The organism is Deinococcus sp. LM3 (assembly GCF_002017875.1).
Taxonomy (GTDB): Bacteria; Deinococcota; Deinococci; order Deinococcales; family Deinococcaceae; genus Deinococcus.
Map to the genome: position 1 here is coordinate 1,483,851 of NZ_MUFV01000001.1, position 12,128 is coordinate 1,495,978.

General features: G+C 69.6%; 10 protein-coding genes. 9 read left to right on the forward strand and 1 reads right to left on the reverse strand.

All coding sequences use genetic code 11. The features are described 5' to 3' along the window. Positions 1-155 precede the first annotated feature (155 nt). The 8 genes from ung (at position 156) to BXU09_RS07010 (ending at position 9,223) form a co-directional block, all read left to right on the forward strand. On the forward strand, positions 156-2,441 hold the full coding sequence (gene ung, locus BXU09_RS06975) for a uracil-DNA glycosylase (protein WP_078301437.1): 2,286 nt from the start codon (positions 156-158) through the stop codon (positions 2,439-2,441). After that, positions 2,438-3,475 carry a DNA topoisomerase IB gene (locus BXU09_RS06980; protein ID WP_078301440.1) on the forward strand — a complete coding sequence of 346 codons (1,038 nt, stop codon included), beginning with the start codon at positions 2,438-2,440 and terminating at the stop codon, positions 3,473-3,475. The genes ung and BXU09_RS06980 overlap by 4 nt, the downstream gene beginning before the upstream one ends. Before the next feature lie 228 nt (positions 3,476-3,703). Beyond that, complete coding sequence (locus BXU09_RS06985) at positions 3,704-4,141, forward strand: DoxX family membrane protein (protein ID WP_055362450.1); 438 nt, start codon at positions 3,704-3,706, stop codon at positions 4,139-4,141. A gap of 74 nt (positions 4,142-4,215) precedes the next feature. Continuing rightward, positions 4,216-6,396, forward strand: a complete 2,181-nt coding sequence (locus BXU09_RS06990) for an EAL domain-containing protein (RefSeq protein WP_078301443.1) — start codon at positions 4,216-4,218, stop codon at positions 6,394-6,396. Positions 6,397-6,400: 4 nt separating this feature from the next. Next, positions 6,401-6,898 carry a DUF427 domain-containing protein gene (locus tag BXU09_RS06995; protein ID WP_240501068.1) on the forward strand — a complete coding sequence of 166 codons (498 nt, stop codon included), beginning with the start codon at positions 6,401-6,403 and terminating at the stop codon, positions 6,896-6,898. 449 nt (positions 6,899-7,347) lie between these two features. After that, positions 7,348-7,776 (forward strand): hypothetical protein, encoded by a 429-nt coding sequence (locus tag BXU09_RS07000; RefSeq protein WP_078301449.1) that lies wholly within the window; start codon positions 7,348-7,350, stop codon positions 7,774-7,776. Positions 7,777-7,850: 74 nt separating this feature from the next. Then, positions 7,851-8,558 (forward strand): guanylate kinase, encoded by a 708-nt coding sequence (gmk, locus tag BXU09_RS07005; protein WP_055362456.1) that lies wholly within the window; start codon positions 7,851-7,853, stop codon positions 8,556-8,558. 146 nt (positions 8,559-8,704) lie between these two features. Beyond that, complete coding sequence (locus BXU09_RS07010) at positions 8,705-9,223, forward strand: macro domain-containing protein (RefSeq protein ID WP_078301451.1); 519 nt, start codon at positions 8,705-8,707, stop codon at positions 9,221-9,223. Between the two features lie 133 nt (positions 9,224-9,356). Here the strand turns inward: BXU09_RS07010 and BXU09_RS07015 are convergent, their stop codons facing one another. Continuing rightward, positions 9,357-11,246: an acetate--CoA ligase gene (locus tag BXU09_RS07015; RefSeq protein ID WP_078301453.1), complete on the reverse strand. Its 1,890-nt coding sequence runs from the start codon at positions 11,244-11,246 to the stop codon at positions 9,357-9,359. 154 nt (positions 11,247-11,400) lie between these two features. Between BXU09_RS07015 and ddrC the strand changes: the two genes are divergently transcribed. After that, on the forward strand, positions 11,401-12,105 hold the full coding sequence (ddrC, locus tag BXU09_RS07020) for a DNA damage response protein DdrC (RefSeq protein ID WP_078301455.1): 705 nt from the start codon (positions 11,401-11,403) through the stop codon (positions 12,103-12,105). Positions 12,106-12,128: the final 23 nt, after the last annotated feature.

Below are 12,128 nucleotides of genomic sequence, written 5' to 3' on the forward strand. Positions count from 1 at the left end.
ACGCGCGGGCCACCTCCTCACGGGTGGCCCGCGTTCCCGTTCCTCTGAGCGCCGCGAAGCGTTCCCGTCCCCTGAGCGCCGCAGGGCGTTCATATCCCCTGAAGTTGGGGCGCGCGCCTACCGTCCCGCCCGCCGCACTGGGAGACAGTCAGGGAATGCCCGGCGGAACACAACTGGTGTGGTTCAAGAAGGACCTGCGCGTGCGGGATCACGCGCCGCTGCGTGAGGCGGCCCGGCGCGGCCCGGTCCTGCCAGTGTTCATCTACGAACCCGAACAGCTGACCCATGAGGAGTTCGCCGGGCACCACCTGACGTACCTGAACGACAGCCTGCGCGAACTGGACGCCAGCCTGCGCGCCCTGGGCACCCCGCTGGTCGTGCGGATCGGGGAGGCCGCGGCGGTGCTCGAAGAGCTGCGCGCCGCCCATGACGTGCGGGCCGTGTGGGCGCACGAGGAAACCGGGAACGGCGTGAGCTACCAGCGGGACCGTCGCGTGCGGGCCTGGGCGCGGGCACGTGGTCTGCCCCTGACCGAGGTGCCGCAGAACGGCGTGATCCGCCGCATGGTGAACCGCGACGGCTGGGCCGCCACCTGGGAGGAACGCCTGAGTGCGCCGCCGGTTCCCACCCCCGACAGCCTGACGGGCGTGAACGCCGACCCCGGCGGCCTGCGCACCCACGCGGAACTGGGCGTGCCTGCCAGCACGAAGGTCATCCCGCGCGGCGGTGAGGCGGGGGCGCACGCCACCCTGCACTCGTTCCTGACGGCGCGCGGCGTGAACTACATGCGCGAGATGAGCAGCCCCCTGAGTGCTGAGAGCAGCTGCTCGCGCCTGAGCGCCCCGCTGGCCTTCGGGACCGTGTCACTGCGCGAGGTGGTGCAGGCCACCCGCGTGCGCCTCGCGCAGGTGCGGGGCGACCCGGATGCCGACCCGCGCTGGGTGCGGTCGCTGCGCTCGTACGAGTCGCGGCTGCACTGGCACTGCCATTTCATGCAGCGACTGGAAAGCCAGCCGGACATGGAATTCCGCACCCTGAACCGCGCCCTGGAAGGCCTGCGTGCACACGAGTGGAACCAGGACTTCTACGACCGCTGGCAGTACGGACAGACCGGCTACCCCCTGATCGACGCCTGTATGCGGATGCTGCGCGACACCGGCTGGCTGAACTTCCGCATGCGGGCCCTGCTGGTCAGTTTCGCCACGCAGCACCTGTGGCTGCACTGGCGCCGGCCCGGGCTGTTCCTGGCGCGCGAGTGGCTGGACAACGAACCCGGCATCCACTGGTCGCAGATGCAGATGCAGAGCAGCACGGTCGGCATCAACCGCGTGCGCATCTACTCCCCGACCCGGCAGGCCCGCGAGCAGGACCCGGACGGGGTGTTCCTGCGCCGCTGGCTGCCGGAACTCGCGGACGTGCCCACCGACTTCATCCACGCGCCCTGGGAGTGGAGCGGCGCCGGACGCCTGAGCTACCCGCCGCCCATCGTGAACGAGCACGAGGCCGGACGCGCCGCCCGCGCCCGCATCGCCGCCGCCCGCGCCACCCCCGAGTTCGAAGCCGAGGCCCGCCGCATCTACGTGACCCACGGCAGCCGCAAGAAGGCCGAGCTGCGGGCCGAACGAAAAGCCAAGGGACTCCCGGAGAACTCCCCACCCACGCCCCGCGCCCGTGCCGTAAAAAGGAACATCATGAGCGACCAGCCCGACCTCTTCGGCCACGCCCCGACCCCCTCCGACGCGCCGAAAGCCATCTTGCCCGCCGGCCTCCCCGACTCCTGGCAGCGCGCCCTGGAAGGCGAATTCGCCGCGCCGTACTTCCACGAACTCAAGGATTACCTCGTGCGGGAACGCCGCGAGCAGACCATCTACCCGCCGGCCGCCGACGTGTTCAACGCCCTGCGCCTCACGCCGCTGGAAGACGTGAAGGTCCTGATCCTGGGCCAGGACCCCTACCACCGCCCCGGACAGGCGCACGGCCTGAGCTTCAGCGTCCGCCCCGGCGTGCCGGTCCCGCCCAGCCTGCGCAACATCTACAAGGAACTCCAGACGGACCTGCCCGGCTTCACGCCGCCCCGCCACGGCTCGCTGACCAGCTGGGCCGCGCAGGGCGTGCTGCTGCTGAACGCCGTTCTGACCGTCCGCGAGGGGCAACCCAACACGCACGCCGGGCAGGGCTGGGAGCACTTCACGGACGCCGTGATCCGCGCCGTGAACGACCAGCCGGAGCGGGTGGTGTTCATCCTGTGGGGCGCGTACGCCCGCAAGAAGAAGAAACTGATCACCGCGCCGCAGCACGTCATCCTGGAATCCGCGCACCCCAGCCCCCTGAGCGTCGCCAACTTCCTGGGCACCCGGCCCTTCAGCCGCACGAACGCCGCGCTACAGGAGGCCGGACGCACCCCCATCGACTGGCAACTGCCCGCCAGGGCCGAAGGATGACCTCCCGCACCGAACTGCTCGCCGGGGAGTACCTGCGCCGCGAGGGCAGCGACCCCAAGAAATTCAAATACTTCTGGCCTGACGGCACCCCGTACAGGGACAGGACCGGCATCGAACGCATCGCCAGACTGGCCGTGCCGCCCGCCTACGTGGACGTCTACGTGAGCCCCGACCCGGACGCGGAACTCCAGGCCTTCGGACGCGACGCCGCCGGACGACTCCAGTACCGCTACCACCCCGACTTCGTGCAGGCCGGCGCACTGAAAAAATGGCAGCGCCTCACCCGCTTCGCCGGGGCACTCGGCACCCTCAAAACCACCACCGGAGCCGACCTGCGCGCCCAGGGTCTCCCGCCCCGCAAGGTCGCCGCCCTCATGACCCGCCTGCTGCACGTTGCCCGCTTCCGCGTCGGCAACGACATCTACGCCCAGCAACACAAAACCTACGGCCTCAGCACCCTCCGCCAGCGACATGTGAAAGTCGAGGGGAACACCGTCACCTTCCACTTCAAGGGCAAGCACGGCATCACCCAGCACAAGGCCACCACCGACCGTACCCTCGCCACGAATATCGGACGCCTGCTCGACCTGCCCGGCCCCTGGCTGTTCCAGACCGTGGACGCCGACGGCAACCGCCGACGCGTGCGCAGCAGCGAACTCAACGCCTACCTCAAGGAAGTCATCGGGCCGTTCACCGCCAAGGACTTCCGCACCTGGGGGGGCACCCTCCTCGCCGCCGAATACCTCGCCGAAGCCGGCGTCGCCGACACCGAGAAACAGGCCCGGCAGACCCTCGTCGACTGCGTCAAATACGTCGCCGCCGACCTGGGCAACACCCCCGCCGTCACCCGCAGCAGCTACATCTGTCCCGTCATCTTCGACCGCTATCTGGAAGGCAAGATCCTCGACGACTACGAACCCCGCGCCGGCAGGACAGAAGCCGACCTGGACGGCCTGACCCGCAGCGAAGCCGCCCTGAAACGCCTACTGGAAAGCGAGAAGACGCTGAAGACACGGAAGAGGAAAGCGGCGTAGGGGAGACCCCTCACCCCGGCCCTCTCCCCAGGAGAAAGGGAGAGAACCGGAGTGCTTTGAAGCGACAGCCTGGAGACGGATGCGCCCACCGAACGGTCCGCTGAGGTCGCGCCTTCTGCCGGACGGAAGCTGAAGATGGCGAACAGGACGCTGCCGGGCGCCGTTTGGTCAAGGCCCGCGCATGGGCGGCACATGCGGGCGTGGGGCGCGACGTTTAGGGTGGGGGGCATGACTGCTTCTGTGGTGGCTGATTCCGGGACTTCGTGGCCGCGCACGCTGGGGCGCGTGCTGCTGGGGTCGTTCATGGTGTTCGCGGGTGTGGGGCACCTGACGTTCCTGCGTCGGGATTTTCAGGCGCAGGTGCCGACGTGGTTGCCGCTGGATAAGGATTTCGTGGTGCTGGCGTCCGGGGTGGTGGAGGTGGGGTTCGGGGCGGCGTTGCTGGCCCTGCCCCGGCAGCGGCGGACGGTGGGGTGGGTGCTGGCGGCGTTCTTCCTGGCGATCTTTCCGGGGAACGTGTCGCAGTACCTGACGCAGCAGAGTGCCTTCGGGCTGGACACGGACGGGAAGCGCCTGACGCGGCTGTTCTTCCAGCCGGTGCTGATCGCGCTGGCCCTGTGGAGTACCGGGGCGTGGCCGAAGTCGCGGCCCAGGTCGCGGCGCTGAACCGGAGGGCGTCCGGGGGGATTTAACTGGTGGGCCGTGCGGCTTCTGTGAGGTTGGGAAGGGTACGGTAGGGCATGGCCATCAACTCCCGTTTCCTGAAAATGCCGCGCGCTCCCTGGGCGCCGGCTTTTGGCGGGCCGGGGCTGGCCGAGACGATCCTGGACGTGACCGACACGTTGGTGATGGTGCTGGACGGGCGGGGGTGCGTGCTGCAGTTCAACCGGGCGTGCGAGCAGCTCAGTGGGTTGGAGGCCGCGCAGGTGCTGGGCCGTGAGGTGTGGCCGTTGGTGCTTGACGAGCACGAGCGGGACGTGGTGGCGGGAGCGTTCCTGGGTGGGCCGTTCCCGAACCGGCGGGAGCATACCTGGCGGACGGTGGATGGGCGGCGGCGTGTGATTCTGTGGTCGAACACGGCCGTGCTGGACCGGCGGGGTGGGGTGCGGCTGGTCATCGCGACGGGCGTGGACGTGACGGCTGAACGTGAGGCGCAGGCGGCCCGGCAGGAGAGCGAGGCGCGGTTCCGGACACTGTTCGAGCAGTCGGCGGACGGGCTGGTGCTGATCGATCCGCATGATCCGGACGTGCCGTGGCGGATCGTGGACTGCAACGAGGCGTTCTGCCGCATGAACGGTTACGACACCGAGGACCTGATCGGGGCGTCCATCGATCTGCTGCACCCGTATCCGATGATGGCGCAGGAAGGTCCGGATCTGCTGGCCTGGATCCGCGAGGAGCAGCCCGTTCACGGGGAGGGCGCGCACCGTCACCGGGACGGCACGGTCTTCCCGATCGAGAGTGCCAGCAGCCTCGTGACCGTGGGTGGCCGGGAGCTGGTGCTGGGCCAGGACCGGGACATCTCCGAACGCAAACGGGCCGAGGAGCAGTTGCGGCAGCTGGCAGCGCAGATGACCTTCGACGCGCAGCATGACGCGTTGACCGGCCTGCCGAACCGGGCGTTGCTGCTGGACCGCCTGCAACTGGAGTTGCGGCGCGTGGCGCGCGCGACGTCCTGCGTGGCCGTGATCTTCATTGACCTGGACGGTTTCAAGCGCGTGAACGACATGCTGGGGCACGCCGTCGGTGACGAACTGCTGCGCGAGGTGGCCGCGCGCCTGCAGGCCTGCGTGCGCCCGTCGGACACCGTGGCGCGCCTGGGCGGGGACGAGTTCGTGGTGGTCGTGTCGGACCTGAGTGGCCGTGAGGAGGCCGGGCGGGTCGCGCGGCGGCTGCACGCGGCGCTGGAGCCCACCGTGACCCTGGGCGGGCAGCAGATCAACGTGCAGAGCAGCATGGGGGTGGCGCTGCACCCGCCGCACAGCAGCCTGCCGGCGAACCTGCTGCGGCAGGCGGACATGGCCATGTATCAGGCGAAGCGGGAGGGGAAGAACGGCGTGCGGTTCTTCGCGTCCACGCTGGACGTCGCGGCGCAGAGCCAGATGTTCACGGAGGTCCGGTTGCGCCGCGCCCTGCAACGCCAGGAACTGCACCTGCACTACCAGCCGCAGGTGGACGCCCGGACCGGCGCGCTGCTGGGATTCGAGGCGCTGGTCCGCTGGACGGATGAGCAGCTGGGCGACGTGCCGCCAGCACGGTTCATTCCGGTCGCCGAGGAGTCCGGGTTGATCGTGCCGCTGGGGCAGTGGGTGCTGAACGAGGCGTGCCGGCAGCTGGCGCAGTGGGGGCCGGGCGTGCCGGTCGCCGTGAACGTCTCGGCGCTGGAGGTGGCGCGGGACGATTTCGTGGCGGGGGTCAGGAGGACGCTGGACCGGCACGGCCTGAGCGGCACGCAGTTGAAGCTGGAACTGACGGAGCGGCTGGCCGTGCGGGACCTGCACCGCGCGGCGCGTCACCTGTCGCAGCTGCGGGAGCTGGGGGTGCGGCTGTCGCTGGATGACTTCGGGACGGGGCAGTCGTCGGTGTCCACGTTGCTGCAACTGCCGCTGGATGAACTGAAACTCGACCGTTCGCTCCTGATGGACCTGGAGGACTCGCCGGAAGCGCGGCGGGTCGTGGAGTCCCTGACCAGCCTAGCACGCGGCCTGAACCTGAGCGTGATCGTGGAGGGCGTCGAGACGACCGGGCAGCTGGAGATCCTGCGGGCCATGCCGTGCAACGCCGTGCAGGGGTACCTGACGGGCCGCCCGGCCGCGCCGGACGCCTGGACGGAACGCATCCGCGCCGTTCAGGCGCAGGCGGCCGGCCCGGAAGACGGTACGTTCCCTGACGGCCCGCCCGCCGCGCCCGGCGCACACTGACGGCGTGAAGCTTCCTGCACCCGTTCCCGCCGGCCCCGGTCAGGAGAGCGTGTGGGCGTACCCGCGCCCGCCGCGCCTGGAACGCACGCACCGCTACCTGGAAATCTGGCTGGGCGGGCAGAGGATCGCCGCGACGACCGGCGCGTACCGCGTGCTGGAAACCAGCCACCCGCCCACGTACTACCTGCCGCCCCTGGCGTTCGCGCCGGGCACGCTGGAGCGGGCGGCGGGCCGCAGCACCTGCGAGTGGAAGGGAGAGGCCACGTACTGGACCCTGCGGGGCGGCGCGGCGGTGGCGGTAGCTGCGGGCTGGAGTTACGAGGTCCCCACGCCCGCCTTCCGGGACATGGCGGGGTTTGTGGCCGTCTACGCGGGCCGCGTGGACGAATGCCGGGTGGACGGCGAGCGGGTCACGCCGCAACCCGGCGGGTTCTATGGTGGCTGGATCACGCGCGACGTGGTCGGGCCGTTCAAGGGCGAACCCGGCAGCGTCGGCTGGTGACGGCCCCGCCCGTTCACTGAACCTGCTGCCTTCTCATGGTCGTGCCAGAGGCCATCTGTTCAATCTGAAGCCGTTTGACGGACGTGTTGAAGGCTGTTCATGGAGTACCGGCCATCTGGAATGCGATTGGCGGTAAACGCTTGGCGACCCGGCCAGACTCGGCGAATCGGTGTGTGCATTCCACAGGAAGAAGAGGGCTCTGGCACGCTTCATGGCTTCCTCCTGTGCCGGGCACGCCTCTTCTGGCAGGGGCGTTGCGGTCTATCCATACAGGCGACTTCTATCACCCAGGGGGCTTGATCGAGATTCTGTTGGCCTGTCGAAAATCGCGATCCTTCTTCCGGTGAGCTCCGTGTATTCCATCGCCCACCGTTTCTTTACTGTCGGCGGGGTTATAGGTTGCGCCCCCCTTTACTTTCCTCTCCGGGGGCCAGCATAATGCCGCCAGTATGACTTACAAGAAACTCAGCGAACAGGTGATGGAACTCAGCAACCCCCAGCGCAGCGATACCTTCGTGAAGATGTTCCAGGAAGCCGTGCGTGAAGGGAAGTTCGACGCCACGTACATGCCCGAGCGCTTCACGATGCCCAAGCAGTTCAACCGTCGTGGCAGCACCGAAACGTACCAGCGTGACACCCGCGAGATGCTGTTCGACGAAACCCCGGAATTCACCGAGTGGTTCGAGGGCGTGAACCGTGAACTGGCCGCCGCGCGCAAGGGCGGCACCGTGAAGCTCAGCGTGGAGGCCATCGAGTCGGGCCTGATCAACTTCGAGGACATGGTCGCCGAGACGCGCCGCAAGATGCAGGCCAGCTACGAGAAGGGGCAGGCGCTCGGCAAGGGCCGCGCCAAGGCCACCAAGGGCAAGAAGAAGTAACCCGGCGTTCCTGACAGGCGGCTCCCGGTGGGCCGCCTGTTCTCATTTCTGGGCGGGTCGCGTATCGTGAGCGGATGACGTCGCAGGACACCCCTCTTTCCGTGTCGCCCCGCCGGGGCCTTCTCCTGGTCATGACCGGCGCGTCCGGCGTGGGCAAGGGCACGCTGCGTGAACGCTGGCTGGCCGGGCAGGACGTGTTCTACAGCACCTCCTGGACGACCCGCGAGGCCCGCCCCGGCGAGCAGGACGGCGTGGACTACGTGTTCGTGACCCCCGAGGCCTTCGAGGCCAAGGCGCAGGCCGACGGGTTCCTGGAGCACGCGGCGTTCGTCGGGAACCGCTACGGCACGCCCATCGAACCCATCGAGGCGGCCCTGAGTCGCGGGCAGGACGTGATCCTGGAGATCGAGGTCGAGGGCGCCATGCAGGTCAAGGCCCGCATGGGCGACGAGGCGATCCTGATCTTCATCATGCCGCCCAGCCTCAGCGAACTGCGCCGCCGCCTGGAGGGCCGCGCGACCGAAACGCCGGACCGCATCGAGAAGCGTCTGGCCCGCGCCCGCGAGGAGATCCGCGAGGCACACGAGTTCCGGTACGTGGTCGTGAACGACGACCTGGACCGCGCACTGGGCGAACTGCACGCCATCCAGCGGGCCGAACGCGCCCGTCAGCTCCCGGAGAACGAGTGGGTCGAGGAGGACCGCGAGGCGCGCGTGCAGGCCGACACGCTGCGCAGTTACACCCTGACCGACACAGACCTCGACCGGATCGGGAACGAGTAATACGGATTCCGTTTGTTTCGCCGACAATCCGGTGAAGTCCCGGATTGTCGGCGAAACAAACGGAATCCGTTTTGCTCCCACTCGCTTCGCTCGGATTGAACGGTCTTTGCAGCCCATTCAATCGGAGTCCGTATAAGGGAACGCGCATGCCGCTCGAACTGACTCAGGGAGACATCGCCGCGCAGGACACGGACGCCGTGGTGACCGCCGCGAACAGGGAACTGGCGGGCGGCGGCGGCGTGGACGGCGTGATTCACCGTGCGGCCGGGCCGGAGTTGCTGCGTGCCATCCGCGCTATTGGCGGCACGCCCACCGGCACGGCCGTCATCACCCCCGCGTTCGGGCTGTCCGCGCTGGGCGTGCGGTTCGTGATTCACGCGGTCGGGCCGATCTGGCGCGGCGGGGGGCAGGGCGAGGCTGAACTGCTGGCCGCCGCGTACCGCTCCAGCCTGGAACTGGCCGCCGCGCACGGGTGCCGCAGCGTGGCGTTCCCGGCCATCAGTACCGGCGTGTACGGCTACCCACTGGACCGCGCCGCCGGGGTGGCCCTGGCGACCGCGCAGGCGTTCCTGACCGACCACCCAGAGATGCACGTGCGCTTCGTGCTGTTCGACGGCGGCAGCCTGAACGTGTTCCGCCGCGCCCTGGAACGTCTGCAAGGCTGAGCAGGGCGGGCGTGGCGGGACACCGTATCCTGCCCGCCATCACCCACTGCATATCGTTGACGGCCCGTGCATACCGCGCTATAGTTGTTGACATCACCGCCCGCTGAGGCGGATTTTTTATTTCCCTTCCTGCTTACCCTTCCAGGGTGGTGAGGTCGCCGGGGTCCTGGCCGAGGGCCTGGGCGCGCAGGAGTCGGCGCAGGATCTTGCCGCTGCGGGTTTTGGGGAGCGCGTCGACCACGCGGATCTCGGCGGGCGTGGCGATGGGGCCGAGTTCCCGGCGGACGTGTTCGGTGATGCTGGCGCGCAGGCCCCGGCCGACCTGATCCTCGAAGCCGCGCCGCAGGATGACGTGCGCGATGATGCTCTCGCCTTTCAGTTCGTCGGGCAGGCCGATCACGGCGGCCTCGGCCACGGCGGGGTGGGAAACAAGCGCGTCTTCCACGTCGGCGCTGCCGATGCGGTGCCCGGCGACGTTCAGCACGTCGTCGCTGCGGCCCAGGATGCTGATGTACCCGTGTTCGTCGCGGGTGGCGAGGTCGCCGGACAGGTACCCGGCCGGGTTCTCGTTCCAGATGCGCGCGTACCGCTCGGGGTTGCCGTGAATGCCGCGCATCATGCTGGGGAAGGGGCGGCGGATGACGAGGTGCCCCTGCTGTCCGTCCGGGACGCTCTGGCCGTTCTCGTCGACGATGTCGGCGTCCACGCCGGCCAGGGGCCGTCCGGCGAATCCGGGGCGGACGGGCCAGCGGGGGTGCGTGCCGAGGGTGGGGGCGCCCAGTTCGGTCTGCCACCAGTGGTCGATGACGGCGGCGTGCGCGCCCTCGCCCAGCCCGCCGCCGATGTGTTCCTGCGCCCAGCGCCACGCCTCGGGGTTCAGGGCTTCCCCGGCGCAGGCGACGACGCGCAGGCGGGTCAGGTCGTGGGGGGCCAGGGTGTCGGCGCCGAGTTTCATGAACAGGCGCAGCGTGGTGGGCGCGGTGAACAGGATGTCCACGCCGTAGTCCTGCACGGCGCGCCACAGGACGCCCGTGTCGGGGAAGTCCGGGGCGCCCTCGCGGAACAGGACGGTCGCGCCGGCCACCAGCGGGCCGTACACGATGTAGCTGTGCCCGACGATCCAGCCGATGTCGCTGGTGCAGAAGAACACGTCGCCGCCGCCCACGTCGAACAGCTGCCGCAGGTGGTAGGCGGTGCCGACCATGAACCCGCCGTGCGTGTGGATCACGCCCTTGGGTTTGCCGGTACTGCCGGACGTGTACAGGATGAACAGCGGGTCCTCGGCGTTCACGGTGACGGCGGGCGCGCGGCCGTGCGTGAACAGCGTCTCCCAGGGGACGGTGCGGGCGTCGTGTTCGCGCTGGTAGGTCTTGATGCGTTCCCACAGCACCAGGTGTTCCACGCCGCCCAGGTCCGCGATGGCCTCGGCGGCGATGGCGTACAGGTCCACCAGCTTGCCGCGCCGGTAGCCCACGTCGGCGGTGATGACCACGCGCGCCCCGGCGTCCGTGATGCGGTCGCGCAGGGCGCCCACGCCCAGCCCGGCGTACACGACCGAGTGCACGGCGCCCAGGCGGGCGCAGGCGAGCATGGCGATCACGCCCTCGGGGGTCAGGGGCAGGTAGATCACGACGCGGTCGCCGGGTTGCACGCCCAGGTGGCGCAGGCCGGCGGCGGCGCGTTCCACCTGATCGAGCAGCAGGCCGTAGGTGTAGACCTGCCGCTCGCCGGTTTCCGACAGCCAGATCAGGGCGGCGCGGGTGCGGTTCTCGCCGCGTGCGTGGCGGTCCAGGGCGTTCAGGGTGATGTTCGTCTGTCCGTCTGCGAACCACTGCATGTCCGGGCGGTTCCAGGTGAGGGCCGTGGTGGGTTCTTTCGTCCATTCGTACGTGCGGGCCTGTTCCAGCCAGAAGCCGTCCGGGTCCTGCGCGGCGCGGGCGATGTCGGCCTCCGGGTCGCTGCGCAGGCGGCGCAGCACGCTGTCGGGAACGGGCCAGCGGTCGGGGCGGTGTGGGTCGGTCATGGGCGGTCCTCCAGAGGGGAAGGGGCGTGTCCGGGCTTGGGTTGTGGTGTGCCCTGTCAGTGTACGGCGGGCCGGGTGGGGGAGAGGTTGCCTGTGGGATGCAATCAGCCCTCCGTGATTATGCTAAATACATAATCTGTGCTATGATGTACGTATGAAAAGCGCCCCGCTGACCCTGGAATTCGGCACCGTTCGTCTGCCCATCAGCGCGGACGGCCTGCTGCACGCCCCCAGCGCCCTGACCCAGCTCGGCCTGAACGCCGCCGACCAGACCGCCGCCCTGGACGGCGTGGACGCCCCGGAACGCGACTTCGGGGCCGGGCCGGAAGCGACCCTGACCGTCGCCGACTTCACCCGGCTGGCCTTCACGCTGGACACCCCCCAGGCCCGCCGCTGGCGCAGGCGCGCGCAGGACCTCCTGACCCGCACCCTGCAGGGCGACGTGCGCCTCGCCGCGCAGATCGCCGAACGTAACCCCGACCCCGAATCCCGCCGCTGGCTGGCCGCCCGCCTGGAAAGCACCCACGCCCGCCGCGACCTCATGAGCACCGTCGCCCGGCACGGCGGGGCCGGGAACGTGTACGGACAGCTGGGCAGCATCAGCAACCGCAGTGTGCTGGGCACCGACAGCGCCACCATCCGGCGGGAACGCGGCGTGAAACAGACCCGCGACGGCCTGAACGCCACCGAACTGCTGCGCCTCGCATACCTGGACACCGCCAGCGCCCGCGCCATCCAGGAACGCGGCGCGCAGGGCAACGCCGCCATCCTGCGCCTGCACGAGTTCGTCGCGCGGCGCGAACGCCTCGGCTGGGAACTCCCGCTGCCCGGCGCGGCCGCCCCCTCACAGGCCGGCTGAGCGGGCGGCGCCTGCGCGCCTCT

Coding starts and splice junctions, on each gene's coding strand:
- ung (WP_078301437.1), top strand. CDS start 156: ATGCCCGGCGGAACACAACTGGTGTGGTTCAAGAAGGACCTGCGCGTG.
- BXU09_RS06985 (WP_055362450.1), top strand. CDS start 3,704: ATGACTGCTTCTGTGGTGGCTGATTCCGGGACTTCGTGGCCGCGCACG.
- BXU09_RS06990 (WP_078301443.1), top strand. CDS start 4,216: ATGGCCATCAACTCCCGTTTCCTGAAAATGCCGCGCGCTCCCTGGGCG.
- gmk (WP_055362456.1), top strand. CDS start 7,851: ATGACGTCGCAGGACACCCCTCTTTCCGTGTCGCCCCGCCGGGGCCTT.
- BXU09_RS06980 (WP_078301440.1), top strand. CDS start 2,438: ATGACCTCCCGCACCGAACTGCTCGCCGGGGAGTACCTGCGCCGCGAG.
- ddrC (WP_078301455.1), top strand. CDS start 11,401: ATGAAAAGCGCCCCGCTGACCCTGGAATTCGGCACCGTTCGTCTGCCC.
- BXU09_RS07015 (WP_078301453.1), bottom strand. CDS start 11,246: ATGACCGACCCACACCGCCCCGACCGCTGGCCCGTTCCCGACAGCGTG.
- BXU09_RS07000 (WP_078301449.1), top strand. CDS start 7,348: ATGACTTACAAGAAACTCAGCGAACAGGTGATGGAACTCAGCAACCCC.
- BXU09_RS07010 (WP_078301451.1), top strand. CDS start 8,705: ATGCCGCTCGAACTGACTCAGGGAGACATCGCCGCGCAGGACACGGAC.